This window comes from Methylomonas sp. Uni0009 (assembly GCF_054188105.3).
Map to the genome: position 1 here is coordinate 3,974,849 of NZ_JBTAFN010000001.1, position 18,818 is coordinate 3,993,666.

7 protein-coding genes are annotated in these 18,818 nt (G+C 57.3%); 2 read left to right on the forward strand and 5 right to left on the reverse strand.

The features are described from left to right. Positions 1–463 precede the first annotated feature (463 nt). Both ACWAU0_RS18265 and ACWAU0_RS18270 read left to right on the forward strand, forming a co-directional pair. Entirely contained in the window at positions 464–1,135 is a 672-nt protein-coding gene (locus ACWAU0_RS18265; protein ID WP_033156196.1) for a response regulator, read from the forward strand. Between the two features lie 439 nt (positions 1,136–1,574). Further along, positions 1,575–3,776 (forward strand): Ig-like domain-containing protein, encoded by a 2,202-nt coding sequence (locus ACWAU0_RS18270; protein WP_458137519.1) that lies wholly within the window; start codon positions 1,575–1,577, stop codon positions 3,774–3,776. Between the two features lie 140 nt (positions 3,777–3,916). Here the strand turns inward: ACWAU0_RS18270 and ACWAU0_RS18275 are convergent, their stop codons facing one another. The 5 genes from ACWAU0_RS18275 to ACWAU0_RS18295 all read right to left on the reverse strand — a co-directional run bounded on the left by ACWAU0_RS18275 (position 3,917) and on the right by ACWAU0_RS18295 (position 18,761). After that, positions 3,917–4,444: an SRPBCC family protein gene (locus tag ACWAU0_RS18275; RefSeq protein WP_171695348.1), complete on the reverse strand. Its 528-nt coding sequence runs from the start codon at positions 4,442–4,444 to the stop codon at positions 3,917–3,919. A gap of 211 nt (positions 4,445–4,655) precedes the next feature. Further along, positions 4,656–15,065 carry a YDG domain-containing protein gene (locus ACWAU0_RS18280; RefSeq protein ID WP_458137520.1) on the reverse strand — a complete coding sequence of 3,470 codons (10,410 nt, stop codon included), beginning with the start codon at positions 15,063–15,065 and terminating at the stop codon, positions 4,656–4,658. 26 nt (positions 15,066–15,091) lie between these two features. Next, entirely contained in the window at positions 15,092–15,820 is a 729-nt protein-coding gene (locus ACWAU0_RS18285) for a SapC family protein (RefSeq protein WP_458137521.1), read from the reverse strand. A gap of 47 nt (positions 15,821–15,867) precedes the next feature. After that, positions 15,868–17,589, reverse strand: a complete 1,722-nt coding sequence (locus tag ACWAU0_RS18290) for a ShlB/FhaC/HecB family hemolysin secretion/activation protein (RefSeq protein WP_033156191.1) — start codon at positions 17,587–17,589, stop codon at positions 15,868–15,870. 554 nt (positions 17,590–18,143) lie between these two features. Then, on the reverse strand, positions 18,144–18,761 hold the full coding sequence (locus tag ACWAU0_RS18295) for a TetR/AcrR family transcriptional regulator (RefSeq protein ID WP_033156190.1): 618 nt from the start codon (positions 18,759–18,761) through the stop codon (positions 18,144–18,146). Positions 18,762–18,818: the final 57 nt, after the last annotated feature.

Consider the following 18,818-nt stretch of genomic DNA (forward strand, 5'->3'; position numbering starts at 1 on the left):
CGGTTGGTTAGGGGAGCCTTCCGTTAAAAGCGGATAACGCCATCGGCATTTCCGGGCAAAATCAATCACACGCTGCGCTTAATTTTGGCGTCCATCCGTGACGCGAGATTTTGCTTTGCGGCAGAAATCTCCTTCACTTTTCACATCAGCAATCTCAATCAAGTCGCACACAATATTGACTTAGACCTACCGGGCCATGCTGGCGCAAATGGTAAAGAAGGCGGCCTATCGGGCGTTACGGAATAATCCATAAATAGCCTGGGAATTCCGCGAAAAAAGTCATGGAAGTTTTCCCGGTCGCACGCAGCCGCACGCCGCGGCAAAACGGGAAAAGCTCCCATGGTTTCCCGGCATAAAAATCGGCATCATGGCGGGGCAAGAAGCGCCAGCTAGGGATAGCACCGGTTCTGCCGGGGGCGTTTCTTGCTCATCCACACCAAAAACCAATCAGGACACGTAGTTAGTGGCGAATAAAATCAGCGTTTTATTAGTAGACGACCATGCAGTGGTCAGAGCCGGATACAAGACTTATTTATCCTTGTCGGAACGAATAGGCGCCGTCTATGAAGCCGATAGGGGCGAGACCGCTTGCCAGGTATATGACAAGCAGACGCCGGATGTGGTGGTGATGGATTTATCCATGCCCGGTCTGGGCGGTTTGGAATCGGTGCGGCGCTTATTGGTTCGCTATCCCAGTTGCAAGATATTGGTATTTTCGATTCATAACGAACTGGTCTACGTCACCCGCGCGATCAAGGCCGGCGCCAAAGGTTACATCACCAAAAATAATGAGCCGGACACGCTGGTGACCGCAGTCTGCACGCTAGCGGAAGGCGGCACGTATATCGAACCCGCTTTGGCACAGCAATTGGCGGTGAATATGGCTATCGGCCAGGATGAGGCATATAAAGTTAAATCGCTGTCGCCGCGCGAATTCGACATTTTTTGCCTGCTGGCCAATGGTTTGAGTACCCGTCAAGCAGCGGAAAAATTATGTTTGAGCTACAAAACCGTCTGCAACCACAGTACGGCGATCAAAGAAAAATTAAACGTCAAAACCATGTCGGAATTGACACTGCTGGCTGGTCGCCAGGGTATTATCAATACCGGCAGCGAACTGTATGAGCACAGCTAGCGCGGAACACCCCCTTCCCTATTAACCAGGCCCTATTTATCCCTGGCATGCCGTTCGGGCTGAGCGAGTCGAAGCCTAGGCCTGTGCGCGCTTCGATAGACTCAGAGCTAACCGGTTTAACAACGCTGTTAATGGGCGCTTGCGACCGGAACTCCCGGTTGTAAGCCTGCAAATCCCTCTCCCAAGCAACTGGCTCAAGACGCCCGATTAAAGCCTTCCCGGTCTAAAAGCTGCGCCAGTCTTAATCATTACTTCATTATATTTTCATCTTCAATTCATGTTGAATGGTTATTGTGCCGACTGAATAACCTTATTAAAAAAAGCAATAAAGCATCATCGAGAAGCGACGCGGTATCGGATGTTGGCCGTTTGCTTCCATTCATATGGGCAATTCATTAACGATTACCCATCCGATCAAAACGTATTCATGGGAGATATTATGAATGCACGTCTATTTATATTTCAGTTTCTGCTGATTTTTCTGGGTGTATGCGAATTTGGTAGCGTCCAGGCGCTTGAACTCAAACCTAATTCCGTCGAAATCTTCGTAGGTGAACTAGCCAAGATTGCGGTCACAAAATCATCAGGAAGCATCAGTGTAAAATCCAGTAATACCAGTGTGGCGACAGTCACTTACGCTAGCGGTATCGCTAGCATCAAGGGTGTAAAAGCCGGCTCTACGACGGTCACGGTGAGAGATCGTAAGAGCTCGAAGCGCGTGGAAGTCAAAGTCATCAGCGCCCCTTCTCCCGTCTTGACGATTTCGCCGGCCGTATTGGCGGTCAATGTGGGCGGCACTGCCACCGTCACGGTCACTAACGCCTCCGGCACAGTAAACATTCAATCGTCGGACAACTCAATTGCCAGCGTCGGCTATGCCAATAATCTCGCTACCATAAAAGGTCTTAAAGCCGGCTCGGCCACGGTGACCATCCGCGACAGCAAGACGTCCAAAACGGTCGCGGTGACGGTGTTAAATACCACAGCGGTCGGCGAATACACCCTGCTGGCCTGGAATGATTTAGGCATGCATTGCATGGACGGCCTGGATTTTTCCGTGTTCGCGATCTTGCCACCCTACAACACCCTACATGCGCAATTGAAAGACAAAAACGGCAAGTTAATCAGTAGTAATGTGTTGCTGACTTATGAAGCAGTCGCCGACGGTAGCGGCTCTATCAATACCAGTAGTGCCAATAAAACCAATTTCTGGTCTTGGGTCGGTGAGTTGGTAGGCCTGAATCCGGCACCGGATGTCGGGGTTAACCTGGACGGACTCGCCAGCGGAAACCCCATGCCCGGCAACAAAACGCCATCCCTGACACCCGCGCCTATGACCTACAACACAGCGTTCGGCTGGTTCGAAGCCGAGGGTATTCCGGTGACGCCCTTCGACGACAAAGGTAACAAGAACTTCTATCCCACCGTCAAGGTCGTGGCTAAGGATGCGCTGAGCGGTAAGGTTCTGGCTAGCGCCACCACCGTGTTGCCGGTCAGCGACGAGATGACTTGCAAAGGCTGCCACGCATCCACTGACACCAATAACAATGCCGCACAAACTGCCGCCAAACCGGTGACGGGCTGGGTGTTCGACGCTGATCCCGACAAAGACTGGAAGCGTAACATTCTGCGTCTGCATGATGAAAAACAGGCGGGGAGTAAATTATTCAACGATGCACTGACCACATTGAATAGCAAAGGCTACAAATCAACAGGTTTACTCGCAACGGCCGATGGCGGGCAACCGGTTCTTTGCGTGGCGTGCCATGCCAGCAATGCCTATTTCGATAAGGAAAACAAAACCACGGTGATGGGCGGCATGGCCGGCATTGCGCCATTCACCCAGTCCTTGCATTTAAAACATGCCGATGTAAAAGACCCTGCCACCCAGTTAACCCTGGATAGTCTGGACAACCGCAGCGCTTGTTACCAATGTCATCCGGGATCGGTAACGCAGTGTCTGCGTGGTGCGATGTCCACCGCCACGGACGCCAGCGGCGACCCTGCTATCAGTTGCCAAAGCTGTCACGGCAATATGAAAGCGGTCGGTAGTGCCACTCGGCAAGGCTGGTTCAACGAGCCGACCTGCGAGTCTTGCCACAATAGCGCCGCGCCCGGCAAACGCGCGATCTCAGGTATCGACGCCACCGGCAAAGCGATTGTGCCAACAGATCATACCTTTGCCACCAATGCCAATACGCCGGTTCCCGGATTGAACTTGTACCGCTTCAGTAAAGGCCACGGCGGCTTGCAATGCGAGGCTTGTCACGGTGCGACACACGCGGAGTATCCCTCCACACATGCTGACGAAAACCTGCAAAGCATCGCCGTGCAAGGACACGCCGGTACGGTAGCCGAATGTAAGGCTTGCCATACTACAGTCCCGAACACGGTAAACGGCGGCCCCCACGGCATGCATACCACCGGCGACGCCTGGGTTAAGCAACACGAAGACGCCAATAAAAACGGCACAGCCACTACGCCAAGCTGTAGCTATTGCCACGGTACGACCAGCGCCGGCACTCCCTTGAGTGCGGTAAAGGTTGCGAAAACCATTGATGCCGATGAGTTTGGTATTAAGAATTGGCCGGCGGGTTATCAAGTGAGTTGTTTTAGCTGCCACAACGGACCCAATCCGTAAAACTTCAGACAACAGATCGCCCCGCAAGGGGCGATTTTTTTTGTGGGTTGACTCCGCTCACTACAGGAGACGATTGAAATTCACATACAAAGGTCTCTGGCTCTGTCACTCCCACGTAAGCAGGAATGACGACATAAAATTTACTTCTCCAGCTTGGCCTTCAAGCCATTCAAGCCGTTCTTGAAAAAATGCGTCATTGCTTTAACCGCCGCTTCGTCACTCAAATTCTCCGGTGGCGTGTTGCCGGTATCACCGCGGTAGAAGCGGCTTTTGATGGTGACCACGCTGCTGTCGGCGGCCTCACCTGCCGCGACTTTTACATCGACCGTATGCGAACTGGTCGGAAGCGCTTTGGTGTTTTCGGTTTTCAGCCGGTAGCTGTATTCGTGTTCCGCTTCGTTGTAATAATCCAATTCTTCGGTGAGGGTTTCATCGTTTTGAAACGTCAACGTGCGCAGACCGCCGGACTGATTCTTGCCGTCACCCGCGCTCTTTTTCAAGTCGCTATGCCAATTGGCAATGTCGTCGAAATTTTTCAGCTCTGCCCATACCTTGGCGATAGGCGCTTGGATGGTCACAGACTCCTTGGCTTTTTGCGGCGTCGGGCCGTGAGCGTGAACTTGCCAGGAAAGGAGCAAAAAGCTGAATGAAAGCATGATGTGTCGCATAAGCAATCCCGAAGGGTGGTGAAAAACCCGGTATTATCCGGGCGCACCGCCAGCGTTCATCGGGAATAAACCCCGAATTGATCCGGGGAAACTTCATTTAGCCTGCTGCCGGCAACTGCCGAAAGGAGCGAAAAGGTAAGTGCATCGCGAAGCCGACGCGGTTAAACCGAGCAAAGGTTCACCCGGTCGATCAGCTTTTATTGCCGTAGATTCAGATTGCTTGGTCTTGTTTTTCGATAGTCACCACAATCGATTTTTGTTGGTCGCTCGCGCTGGTCTGAGTGATCACGACTTGCAGTGGCAACTGCGCCGCGCCGGCGCTGTCGGTACTGAAGCTTAACGATTGGCTATTAAAACTCAGCCAAGAAGGTAACGGCTCGCCATTACCCATTTTCGCCGAAACCGTACTGTCTCCGGCCGTTGTAGGCAGTGTTCCGGCTGGCAGGGCAAAACTGAACCCACTGGCGTAATCATTAACCTCAACGTTGGCAACGATCTGCATCTGCCCTCCCGCTACCAGGGTTTGGGACGCCAATAAGTGCACGGTATTGCCTGATTGCGACGGCCCGGTACCACCCGTCGTCAAGCCGGTGGCGCTACTACCACCGCCATTGATCCCCGAGTCGGCGATATTAAATTGTACGGTCCGGTTGCTATCGGCACCGCGTAACGCAGAAAGCGCCAAGCCGCCGGTTTTGGCGCCGCTGTTGGAACCGTTGTTGCTCACGCCGCCGTTTCCGCCGCTGTCCGGTACTACGGTACCGGCGTCGACGGTATCGGTTGGCGTATTGCCGGCGGAGCTTTGTAGGATGGTGACCACTGGATTGCCGCCGGCTAGCGTGTAATTGCCGGCCAAGCCGCCATTTCCGCCGTCGCTCAAGGCCAAGGTTCCAAGATCGACCGGTTTATCGATACCGGCGCTACTATCTAACATTTGGCCAGCCCCGCTCAGCAGCAGAGTTTCATTGCCAACCAAAGTGCCTAAATTGAATACATTAGCGTTCACAAGGTTGCTGCCGTCGAACGCCCTCGAACCGGTTAAATGGATGACGTAAGGCAAAATTGTGCTGGTCGTGTTATCGCTGTAACTGATTGCGTAGTTGTTGCCACCATTGCCGTCGGAAACGCTAATACCGCTAACTCTCACGGTGCTACCGCCGCTGGCATTCTTATCGATGAATGTGTACACACCGCCGGATAAGCTGTCCGAGCCGAACAGTTGGCTAGCGCTACCGGCTTTGACGATTGGCGTGCCCGAGGCGGACGTGGTGCCGTCGTACGTTTTGATGATGTCGCCGGTGGTCAAAATCAGATTAGCTTGGCTGATGTCCGCTCTAAGATCTCCTCCTATCAAGGTGTAATTGCTGACCAAGCCGCCGTTGCTGCCGTCGGCCAAGGTCAAAGAGCCCAAGCTCACGCTTTTGCCGATGCCAACGTTTTTATCGCCGATGGAGCCCACGCCTGTGAGGGTTAAAGTCTCGCCACCGACCAGACTTCCGATGTGCAAATCCGTGGCGGCGACGACTGTGGTGCCGTCATAGCTCCTGCCGCCACTCAGGTTCACAACAAACGGGCTGATAGTGCTGGTTGTGTTATTCAGATAGGACACCGAATAATTATTGCCGGCATTGCCATCGTTCACGGTGACCCCGGCAACCGTGACGGTCTTGGTGCCGATACCGACATTTTTATCGGTGAAGGCAAACGTGCCGCCAATCAGGCTGTCGCTACCATAGAGTGTGCCGCTTGAGACCATGGCGGCGCCTATCGCCGACGTATTGCCATCGTAGGTTTTACTGACGTTTCCAGTGCTGACGGTCAAACTTGCCGTAGTGAGGGTCGCGTTATGTGTGCCGCCCGTTAGCGTGTAGTTGCTAGCCAAACCACCGTTGCTGCCGTCGGCCAGCGCTAGGCTGCCCAGCGTCACGGATTTACCGACCCCTACGTGTTTATCCGCTACCGTACCGGTACCGCTTAGGTTCAAGGTTTCGGTTCCAAGCAGCGCACTCATGGCAAAAATATTGGCAGCCACATCGGCACTGCCGTCGTAGCTGCGATTGCCTGTCAAACTGACTGTGTAAGCCGTAATATTGGCACTAAGCGTACCGCCAACCAAGGTGTAATTGCTGGCCAGACCGCCGTTGCCGCCATCATTCAAGGCCAAAGAGCCTAGCGAAAGCGTTTTACCGGTGCCGACATTTTTATCGGCGACCGTTCCGGCACCGCTCAGGCCCAGGGTTTCGCTACCGACCAGGGCAGAGGTCGCCAAACTAGCGGCAATGATGGCGGTGGTGCCGTCGTAGGTACGACTGCCGGTCAGGTCGACGACGTAGGCTGTAATATCGGCAGCATGCGTGCCGCCGGTCAGCGTGTAGTTACTGGCCAAACCGCCGTTGCTGCCGTCGGCCAGGGCCAAAGTCCCCAAGGTCACCGCTTTGCCGGTGCCGACGTTTTTATCGGCGACCGTGCCGGTGCCGCTCAGGCTCAGGGTTTCGCTGCCAACCAAGCTGCCGGTGGAGAATATGCCCGCCGCCACGTTGCTCGAACCGTTATAGGCCCGGTTGCCGGTCATGCTGACCACGAACGGCGTGATGGTGCTGCTGGTGTTATTGGCGTAACTGATCGAATAGTTGGCGCCGCTGTTGCCGTCGCTGACGGTCACGCCGCTGACGCTCACCGTCTTGTTGCCGGCGCCGACGTTTTTGTCGGTGAAAGCGAATGTCCCACCGCTCAGACTATCGCTGCCGTACAGCGTACCGCCGGTCAGCGTGGCGGTCCCGGCCGCACTGGTGCCGCCGTCGTATGCCTTGCTGACGTCGCTGGTGCTGACGGTCAAGCCGGCGGCTGAAATATCGGCGGTATGCGTGCCGCCGGTCAGCGTGTAGTTACTGGCCAAACCGCCGTTGCTGCCGTCGGCCAGGGCCAAAGTCCCCAAGGTCACCGCTTTGCCGGTGCCGACGTTTTTATCGGCGACCGTGCCGGTGCCGCTCAGGCTCAGGGTTTCGCTGCCAACCAAGCTGCCGGTGGAGAATATGCCCGCCGCCACGTTGCTCGAACCGTTATAGGCCCGGTTGCCGGTCATGCTGACCACGAACGGCGTGATGGTGCTGCTGGTGTTATTGGCGTAACTGATCGAATAGTTGGCGCCGCTGTTGCCGTCGCTGACGGTCACGCCGCTGACGCTCACCGTCTTGTTGCCGGCGCCGACGTTTTTGTCGGTGAAAGCGAATGTCCCACCGCTCAGACTATCGCTGCCGTACAGCGTACCGCCGGTCAGCGTGGCGGTCCCGGCCGCACTGGTGCCGCCGTCGTATGCCTTGCTGACGTCGCTGGTGCTGACGGTCAAGCCGGCGGCTGAAATATCGGCGGTATGCGTGCCGCCGGTCAGCGTGTAGTTACTGGCCAAACCGCCGTTGCTGCCGTCGGCCAGGGCCAAAGTCCCCAAGGTCACCGCTTTGCCGGTGCCGACGTTTTTATCGGCGACCGTGCCGGTGCCGCTCAGGCTCAGGGTTTCGCTGCCAACCAAGCTGCCGGTGGAGAATATGCCCGCCGCCACGTTGCTCGAACCGTTATAGGCCCGGTTGCCGGTCAGGCTGACCACGAACGGCGTGATGGTGCTGCTGGTGTTATTGGCGTAACTGATCGAATAGTTGGCGCCGCTGTTGCCGTCGCTGACGGTCACGCCGCTGACGCTCACCGTCTTGTTGCCGGCGCCGACGTTTTTGTCGGTGAAAGCGAATGTCCCACCGCTCAGACTATCGCTGCCGTACAGCGTACCGCCGGTCAGCGTGGCGGTCCCGGCCGCACTGGTGCCGCCGTCGTATGCCTTGCTGACGTCGCTGGTGCTGACGGTCAAGCCGGCGGCTGAAATATCGGCGGTATGCGTGCCGCCGGTCAGCGTGTAGTTACTGGCCAAACCGCCGTTGCTGCCGTCGGCCAGGGCCAAAGTCCCCAAGGTCACCGCTTTGCCGGTGCCGACGTTTTTATCGGCGACCGTGCCGGTGCCGCTCAGGCTCAGGGTTTCGCTGCCAACCAAGCTGCCGGTGGAGAATATGCCCGCCGCCACGTTGCTCGAACCGTTATAGGCCCGGTTGCCGGTCAGGCTGACGACATAAGGTGTGATGGTCAAAGTGCCGTTGACGTAGCTGAAATCGTAGTTGCTCGCGGTATAGCCGCTCGCGGTAAAGGTGTAGCTACCCGCGTTGGTGGCGCCTTGCGAGGTGCCGCCGTAACTGACACTGCCGCCCAATACGCTTGATGTTTCGCTGTTAACGAAGCCGGTAATATTGACGCCATGGCCACCGCTATAGCCCAAGCCGTTGTAGGCGCGGCTGTCGTCACTGGCGGTCACGGTCAGCGTTTTTTTGTTGACCGTTAAGGTTCCGCTGGCGCCCCCGGTGCCTATCGTTGTCGAATAACCGGCCCCGCCGCTGATCGCAGCCGAACCCACCGCGCCGTTGACGTTATAGCTGCCGACCGCACGGCCGGTGCCGGCCGTGCCGCCGACAATGCTAAAACTCGGCGTGCCGCTTAAACCCGCAACGGTGGCCGAGTCCGTCACGCCGTCGTCGTTGACGTAGCCCGAAAATGCGCTGCTCGCGCTAGGGTCGGCGTCGCCGTAGGTTTTACTGATGTTGCCGACGTCGACGCTCAAGCTCGGCTGGTAGTCATAGATCAGGTGATTGCCCGCGACGATTGTTGCAGGCGCGTTACCGTCGTAAGTTTTGTTGTATAGCCTGGGGAGCGCCGAACCCGCCACCCCGGTCAGGCCGCCCTCGGTCGAGCCCGATGGGCTGTGCATGTACACCAACCAGCGTCCGTTTCCCGCAGAGAGTACATTGCTACCCACATTGTTGATCAGCTCGCCGCCGCTGGCGGCCGCCAAAACCAGCGCATCCCCGCTGCCGTTGGCGGTCAAACCTGCACCGCTGTTCAAAACGATATTCTTGCTGCCGCTCGCGCCGCCGGTGCCGCGATGGATAATACTGATCGTATCGGCCAATAATTGTCCCGCCAACGTGATATTGCCGCTGTCGTCTTCGGTGTTGCCGGTGCCGTCGCGCAATTCCATGGTGATGGAACCGGTGCCGGCGTTGATCGTAACACCGTTGGCAACTTCGATGACGGCATTACCGGCCGCACGATCAGCGTCGACCACGCCGTTGGCGGCCAAATCGTTGGCATGCAAGACCAAATTGCCGCCGTCGGTGGTGATGTCGGCATTGAGGTAAATGCTGCGTCCCGCCTCCAATTTCAGGGTCGCTGACGAACTAAAAAGCCCGGCGACATTGAGCGCACTGTTAACGGTGATGTCGTTGCTGGCTTGTAGCGTGACGTTGGTACCCCAGCCGAGTAGATTGGTCAAAACGTCCGGGGCTATGGCCATGTCTTTGCCGACCGCCATCCCATAAGTAATGCGACTCGGATCGGTGGCGCCCGAGGTGACCCGGCCGGTGTTCTCGTTGGCGAAGCTGACCACAAAGGTATCGCCGTGGTCGTAGGCAAAGCCGGGCAGCAGGCTAAAATAGTTGGTGCCTGCATATTGATAGTAATCCACCCAAGGGCCACCGGTATCGAAGCTGATGCCGCTGTTCGCCGTGGTGCCGACAACGCTGTTCGCGTCCGAAACCTCACCGAAGATACCGTAGAAGGCATCGCCGTAGGTCACGGCGCCGGCGTTCGCCAATGCGCCGTTGCGCCAATCGGTATCCATGACCAGATAGTCGTAGTAATAGGTATTGTAGTTAACGGTTAATCTAACTTGGTTCAGGCCTACGTCCTGATTGCTGTAACTACCGATCAAGCTGTTGCTGGCCGACACCGCGCCGGCGACACCGATGCTGGCGCGCGCCCAGGATAACGCCCCGGCATCCGCAGCGGAACCGTTATGCCAGTGCCGGCTACCGACTAAATAAGATACGCCCAAGTCTATGATCCCGTCGCTGCCGACCTGATCGCCAGCCTGGCTGCCGACCAAGCTGTTACCGATCCCGACCACCGCGCCTTGGCTGCTCTCGCCGTAAGCGAAACCGGTTTTTTCCGCGACCCAGGTTACCGCGCCGGCATCGGCATTAGCGCCGCTGTGCCAATGCGGACTTAACACCAGATAGTTGTAACTCCAGACGCTGTTGATGGGGTCGTAACCGTTGGTCAGAACCGTGACGCCGCCGCTGCCGATCTGGTCGCCGGACGTGGCGCCTATCAGGCTGTTGCTGCTGCTCACCGCCCCTAAAGCGCCGGTCAGGCGGCTGCCCCATGTCACCGCACCCAACTGGGTGTCGGTGCCGTTACCCCAGTTCGGGCTGATCACAATATAGCCCACCCGCGTCGCGTTGTTATATTCAGCCGGCAGTGCGACCACGCCGCCACTGCCGACGCGGTCGTTGGCGTGAGTACCGACCAAACTGTTGGCCGCGCTGGCATTGCCGGTCAACGGCGACGCCGCGCCTGCCGTCGTGGTGACGCTGCCCCAGGTCACCGCGCCGGCATCGGCCGTCGCGGCGTTGTCCCAATAAGGACTCGCAATCGAGTAATAATCCAGATGGTACTGTTTCTGACCTACTCCGCTACCCGTGGTCCAGTCGTACGGCAACAGCGTGACGCCGCCGCTGCCGATTTGATCGCCTGCGGTACCGCCGATCAAGCTGTTTGCCGAGCTAATACTTCCGGTTATGCCTGTGGCCGCCGCGGTTTTGGTAACGGCCCCAACGTTCGCGTTGCCGCCGTCGCTCCAATTGGGGCTGATAACCAAATAATACGCAGTGCGGGTGCCTGACCAAGTGCTTCCGTTGTAAGTCAATTCGGTATATTGCCCGGCTTTGACGCCGCCGCTGCCAACCTGATCAGCTGCGGTGTCGCCGACGAGGCTGTTACCAGAGCCAACGGTTCCTTGGATACCGCTGGCTTCGGCGCCGAATGTGACAGCCCCGCGATCACTGTCCCAATGCGGGCTGATCACGCCGTAAAAATAGGTGTAAGTCCAGTTGTTTGCGGTCTCCACACCGTTAAAAGCCGTTACGACGCCGCCGCTACCTACTCGGTCGTTGGTATGACTTCCAATCAAGCTGTTGCTGCTACTGATAGCGCCACTGACGCCGCTGCCGACACTACCCCAACTCGCGGCGCCCGCATCGGCATTACCGCCGTTATCCCAGGTGGGGGTTAGGACCACGTAATCGGCCACGCCCACATCGACGATATTGTTGACGTCGCTGCCGACACCGTCGTTGGCTGTACTGCCGACCAAGCTGTTTCCCGCGCCGACCGCGCCGCTGACGCCGCTCGTTTTGCTACCCCAGGTGACCGCCCCGGCATCAGTGGCTCCGCCGTTGTCCCAGTCAGGACTCAACACCAAATAGTAACCGTCCTTCATCAAAATTCCGCCCCCTCCGACATGATCGTTGGCGGTCGTACCGACCAGACTGTTGGCCGAGCCCAAGGTGCCGGTCTTGGTGGCTGTGGCGTTCCAGAAGGTCACCGCACCGGCGCTGCCATTCCATAACGGGCTGAGTACCATGTAACCCGGATCTTGCCCTAGGTAACTGGCGCCGCCGCTGCCGACCTGATCGCCGGCATGGCTGCCGACCAAGCTGTTGCCGCTGCCGATGACACCGGATACGCCGCCGTTGTTGGTGCTGGTTTCGGTCGGGATATTCGTTAGCGTGTTTCCGAATAAGTCCGTCGTCGTGACAGTGCCGTAGGTGATGGTGCGGCCGTCGCCCCAGGTGATCGCACCGGCGTCGGCGGTTGAGCCGCCATTGTTGAAATGGGGACTGAGTATCAAGTAATACGGATGGGTTGAAGTATAGCCGGTATCCGGGCTGCGGCTGGTGTAGTGGCTGAGTAACTGGATGCCGCCGCTGCCGACCAAATCGCCGGCGGTTGCGCCGACCAGACTGTTGGCGGACGATACCGCGAAACCGGCAGTCGCGCCGCCGGACGCGTAACCGGTGGCGGCATTGAGCCAGGTGACTGAACCTTTGTCGCCGTCCCAATGCGGGCTGGCGACCACATACGCCGCGTCGGTACGGTAAGTGTTAACGTGGCCGTGCGGCGGGGTGTCGCCGGGTTGACTGGTATAGTTGGTACTGCTGGAGTAATAAAGCGCTTTGATGTCGCCGCTACCGATCCGGTCGTTGGCATTGCCACCGACCAGGCTGTTCGACGAAGAAACTGTGCCGGTCAATGCGGCCAAACCACTGGCCCACGTGACCGCACCGGCGTCCGCGCTGGCGCCGTTCTGCCAGTGCGGGCTGGCTATCGCGAAATAATTGCGGTAATACTCGGTGGCAGTAATCAACGCGCCGCTACTGTTGTAATCATGAAACTCGGTGACGAATTGCGTAATGCCGCTGCTGCCGATTCGGTCTCCAGACGCCGCACCGACCAGGCTGTTGGTGGATGAAATGACACCGGATATTCCGCTCAAAGCACTGCCCATCGTGACCGCACCGGTACTGGCATTCCATTGCGGGTTTAGGACCAGATATTTCAAATAGCCGTTGTCGTTGCTCCAAGTGTGACCAGTCGCGCCGTAATAATTATCGACCAACACGATACTGCCGCTGCCCACGGCATCGCTTGCCGAGCTGCCGACCAAACTGTTGGCTGACGATACGGTGCCGCTCAAGCCGGCGGTACCGCTGGACCAGGTCACCGCCCCCTTGCCACCATCCCAATGCGGACTGGAAATCAAAAAGTTGCCTAGCGAATTGAACGAGACGTTGACGTTGGTATTGGTATTTTGGCTAACCAGCTGGGTGATCCCACCACTGCCCAGGCGATCATCGGCGTGGCTACCGGTGACCGTCGCGATCAGCGCCCCGGACCAGCCGTTGTACAAATAAACCGCGCCGGCATCCTGGCCGCCGAAGTCGTCATAGGGATTCGTCACAGCCACGTTGGTGCTCCACAGGACCGAAGTGCCGGTGCCGAAGCCGGATGTGACGCCCAGTGTGTTGGTCGGATTGGGGTCTTCGAAATCGAATTGCGGGTACTGGCCGCTGCTGTCGATGGTGATGTTGCGCGGATCGAGTAATAGACTGCCGTTGCGGCCCTGACTGGCCAAGGTGGTAACGGTTCCGCCAAACAACAGGGCGTCGTGAGACGAGACTTCAACGGTGCCGCCGTCGCCGCCCGCCGAACCGCCCTTGGCGGAGATCGTGCCATAAAAATCGGTTTTCTGATCCGACCAAACCACGACGTCACCGCCATCGCCCTTTTCAGTTGCGTCGGCTTGCAATTGGGTGAAGGGATTGATTCGCGTTATCGTGGCATTGCGAACCGCCGCGTCCTTGCCATGAAAGCCGCCGCCAATGCTGATCTTGCCGCCGCCTTTGGCACCGTTGGCGGTGATCGTCGCAGCGGCCAACGTAACGTCTTTGCCGCCGGTGATGGTGATATTGCCACCGCGTCCAGAAACGCCGCTAGCATCGATGGTGGCAGAACTGAACACGCCACCTTGGCCACCTGCGGTCACGGCGATGTCGCCGCCGTTTTGGCTTCCCTTTGTAGACAGCTTGGCGGATGCGGTCTGGATGACTCGACTGTCGGCGGCAATCGTAATTCGGCCGCCTTCGGAGACGGTACCTTCGGCGCTGAGCGTTCCGGTTTGCAGCACGCGGTCGCCGGTCAAGCGAATATCCCCGCCGCTATCACCGTCGGCGCGGATGGCGCCGGTATCGACGACCAACCGGCCGCGCTCGACGACATTGCCGCCTTGGGTATTCTCGGCGGCGGACACGTCCAGTGTGCCGCTGTTGCTGACCTCGTCGCCGATCAGTTCTATCGAACCGCCGCGATTGACCAGGGATTTGGCCTCAACCACGCCGCTGTTGTTAATCGCGGCGCCGCGCAATTGGTCGGCGGCGCTGGCCGTCATGATCACCCGGCCGCCATCGGCGCGGATCAGCTGTTTGTTCTCGATAAGCGTATTGACGGTGGCTGGATCAACCTGAACATTGACCAGTTTACCTTCGTCCAATTCCAGTTTTACGCCATCGCCGCCGGCTAGCGCCACCGTGCCCAAACGGGCCTGGACCAGACCTTCGTTGCTGACGCTGGGGGCCAGCAACGCCACGTATCCGCCGTCCTTGGCACGGATGTCGCCCTGATTGACGACGCCGGCGTCGCTGCCCTCGCGCTTGAAATGGTAGTTGCCGGCATGGAAATCGGCATCGCTGATGTTCATCGTCGACGCCGCCATCGCGCCGACATCGACTTGGGCGCCCTTGGCAAACAGCACGCCGTTGGGGTTCACCAGAAACACTTGACCGTTAGCGGTCAATCGGCCGGCAATGACCGATGCTTCGCCGGATGTCACGCGGTTCAGCGCGATCGCGCTGGCGTTAGGCTGTTGATAATCCACATGGGCACTGGCGCCGATGTTGTAGCTCTGCCAGTTGATGATAGCTTTATCACTGCCTTGTACGACATCCATCCGTGCGCCATCTTGGTGGATTTGTGCCTGTCCCGACGCCACCTGGCCGCCATTCGGCAGCGCATTGCCGGCCAATTCGGCCAAGGCCGGCTGCCAAGCACCGGCCAAGGCGATTTGTATCGCCAGCACCAGCGGATGACGGTTGAAGTGTGGCGTGCGACTTTGGTTAGCATATCGGTTCATAAGACTGTCCTCTCGAATCAGTGCGGTTATTCGGTGCTTACGGCGGCTTTACGCTCCAATAGGCGGGCAAAATTGCTCAACGACGCCAAGTGCAGATAGATCAATCCTAACCAGCCGGCTTGGAACAGGCTGTCCAACGCATCGCGGCCGATTTTTTGGAAGCGCGCCTCGTCCACGATCCAAAGGCCGGATAAGGAGTAACGCTCGCCGCTCGGTGATACCGCATCGGCGCGACGCTCAGTTAAGAGGTCCAATTCGTGCAAGGTGGCGGCGAATTGCGCGGTCCGCTGCGATTCGGCGTGGAACTCGCGCAAAAAGGCGATGATTTGTTGCAGGTAAGCTGACGGTGCGCCGTCGACCAGCAAAGGCTCGCCGGCCGTTTCGTTAAAACGCGGGCAAGTGTCGTCAAAACAGACGACCAATTGCTTGTCTTCGGCCTGTTCGGCAGGTACGAACGGGTATCGGCGGACGAAGGCTGGTATGTAATGTCCGGTCCAACGGCCAGCAGCGTTGACGAACAGGTTTTCGCCGTCGTTCAAGCCCAGCACTACCACCGGAACGAAGTGGCCGTCGCCGGCTTTGGCGAAGGCGATCGGGTATTCCTTGCCGGCTTCGCTGAATTCGGGACCAATCAGCGGCACCGAGTTACTGACGCGCGCGTAACTGACGTCTTCGGACGGCGCGATATGCAACCGGCCGTGAGCGGCTGGGTTCAAACTGACGATGCGTTTATAAAACAGCAATTGGTTATCCACAGTGGTATCGCCGATTGAGTGGGTGGAAAAATGGCGTCAAAAGACTTTTAAAACGCTTTGCTCAGGCTGACCCAAAAATGAGGCGTTTTGTAAGTGCCGTCCGAGTCGTTGCCGTCTGCCGAACGGGCTGGGTTGGCGCCTATGCGTTGGGCAACGCTGCCGCGGATGACGAAATTACCGGGTACCACCCAGTTGATTCCGAAGCCGCCGCCGCTGAGCGTGTAATGATTAGGCCCGCCTTCGGTGGCATTCGGCCAGAGGTCGTTGTGCAGCGTGATGCCGCCGTGATCGATGAAGCCGACCAATTCGACATGCTCGTAAACTTCGTAGCGTAGTTCAAAATTCATCAGATAGCCTTCGTCGCCCAGGGCTTCGTTGACTGGATAAGCTCTGATGCCGAAAGGCCCGCCCAGACTGAATTTTTCGGAAGAATCCAGATTTTTCGTGGCCAGTTGTCCACTGACGCCGGCATAGAAGCGCAATTTGTCGGTCAGGCTTTGTAGACGGGAGGCGTTAAGCGAGAACTTTTGATAGGCGCCGCCGGCGCGGGCCGTGGCCCGGTTTTGAGTCTGGTCGGTCAAGCTTCCCGACAAATCCAGGTTGCCCGCCACCATTGTTGCGCCGAATAGCGTGACCGCGCCGCCTAGCAAGTCGTCCTGATGATCGCCGCTCAGACCGATGTAGCCGCTTTGTACCTCTTTATCGCTGACCACGCTCCCGAGGCTGGTGTTGTAATAGTGGCGATCGTCGAAACCGCTGGCCACGTAAAGATTAGTGCTCACCCCGCGAAGCAAGGGATAGGTGGCGAAGGTACCGCCGGTCCAGGCCGAACCTTGAGCGTCCAATGACTGAAAGGGTTCACCCAGGGTGTAGTCCAGCGCGGACGCGGCCAGACCAATCCGCAGCCCGGAGTAGCCTACCGGCAGCGAATAGGCAATTCTGCCGTAAACGTTACCGCTGCCGCCTTGAACCCGTAACGAGGCCAGATCGCCGAGGCGCAACGGATTATTCAGATTTAGCGATCCGCCGAATTGGTTCATGCCGACTGAGCGCACGCCGGTATTGCTGTAATCCACGGAGCCGCTGATTAAGTTGCTGGGATCGATTTTCAGCAGCAGGTCGGATTCGCCGGCTCTAGCACCGGCCTTCAGAGTGGAAGAAACCGTGCCGCCGGTCAGATCGTTCAACAGCAGGATGCCGCGTTGCATATCGGCCAATCGCAAAGCCTCCCCTGTGGGCTGAGCCGCCAACATGGTTTGTCGGGGAATATCGTTTCGGTAGACGGCGGCCGGGTCGTCGACCTCCACTTTGCCTAATTTCGCTTCGCGGATCAGGATTTCGACGATGCCGTCGCGAATTTGCTGAGCGGGCAATACCGCGCGGGCAAAAAAGCCACGTTGCTGGTAATACTCTGCTATATCGCGAGTGATCTTGCGCAGTTCGGCCAAGCTTAAGTCCTTGCCGATGTGGTCTTTCAGAAACGCCTGTAGTTCGGCTTCGCCGATCAACTCGGCGCCGCTGATTTTCCATCCCTTAACTTGAATACGGATGTCGCCTTCACCGGCAGGCGCCGGTTGCTCCGTGATTTCGAACGGGACGTTCGAATCACCCGGCAAAATCGGTTCGGGTTTGATATTTCGTAGAATCGACCCCGCCTCGGGAACCACTTCAGCGGCTTGACCGGGAACCGGACAACTGATTAGGAAAGCTAAGGCAGCGGCGCTGAGCCGAATCCGGATGAGTTTGCGATTTCGAAGGGTCGGTTGCATACGATTCCAATTGCTGACATGAATGGAAATGGTCGCCTGTCCGCTTTTTGTCTTAAGGCCGCTAGGTCAGTTATGACTAACGCGGCCCGTCTGGTGGTTACTCGATGCGGATTAGCGTGCTCAGACAAAATAGCTGCTCGATCATAACCGTTCGGCTTAGTTGCCGCAAAGGATAGTTTCCGACAGACCACAAGAACGGTATGGAAATAATATAGTCGATTTAAAATGAGTCGAACGCAAAAATTTGCCTAACTTTAATTCAAGCGCGTTAATTAGGTTTCTAGTTTGAGCAAACCGCGGCTTTTCGCGCTGTGACCGACTATATTGTCAACTTCTCTAATATGCGGCGCTTGTCATTAGCCATGGGCTTACCTGCCGCCCTGTGGCTAGGAAATGAAAATAGCAGCCCAACGACCTATCTCGGTGTCCGAAAAAAGTCGCCCACTACAACCGGACCTTGATGATCGTCACCGCCGCGAAATCCGGAACCCCGTTACCGGAATGGATTAACTGCGAGGTCTGACGGATGCCGCCACCGCGACACATGAAATGCCTTAACGGGTTACCAGACACCCTTGCAAAAACAAGCTGACAGACTGACGCACCCAAACGTCTATCTCCGCTTCGTCGGGCGTCGGCTCCAAACCCAACTGTAAGCGCTGTAAGCGTTCGCCACGCACCGCACTGATGAATTGGTCGGCCAGGAAATACGGGTCCATATCTATCATTAAGCCGGCCTGTTGCTGGCGGATAAAAAACTGCGCTAACAATCCCAGCGTCCGGCGCGGTCCTTGTTCGTAAAATTGTGTCGCCAGATCAGGGAAACGAGGTGATTCGCCGATCAATATCGCCCGCATCCGCAATACATCCGGACGGGTAATCCGATACAAAAACTGCCGGGCAAAATTGGTCAACGCCTCTTCCAATTCGCAATCGTCGGACAGGCTACCGATAAATTGATCACTGCAACGCCGGATCAACGCGCCGAACAAGCCGGCTTTGCCGCCGAATTGGCTATAGATGGTGCGTAGCGATACCCGCGCATCGCGGGCGATGGTTTCCATACTCAGGTTTCCGTAACCGTTTTCAAGAAAAAGCTGTAAGGCCGCATCGAGTAATCGATCCCGGCTTTGCTGTTCATCGCCCTTACAGGGACGTCCACATTTAACCATGCTGTGTGATTCGCGAAATGAATTGACTTGGATAAAGATGATAACCTAGACTAAACG

Coding starts and splice junctions, on each gene's coding strand:
- ACWAU0_RS18270 (WP_458137519.1), top strand. CDS start 1,575: ATGAATGCACGTCTATTTATATTTCAGTTTCTGCTGATTTTTCTGGGT.
- ACWAU0_RS18290 (WP_033156191.1), bottom strand. CDS start 17,589: ATGCAACCGACCCTTCGAAATCGCAAACTCATCCGGATTCGGCTCAGC.
- ACWAU0_RS18280 (WP_458137520.1), bottom strand. CDS start 15,065: ATGAACCGATATGCTAACCAAAGTCGCACGCCACACTTCAACCGTCAT.
- ACWAU0_RS18295 (WP_033156190.1), bottom strand. CDS start 18,761: ATGGTTAAATGTGGACGTCCCTGTAAGGGCGATGAACAGCAAAGCCGG.
- ACWAU0_RS18275 (WP_171695348.1), bottom strand. CDS start 4,444: ATGCGACACATCATGCTTTCATTCAGCTTTTTGCTCCTTTCCTGGCAA.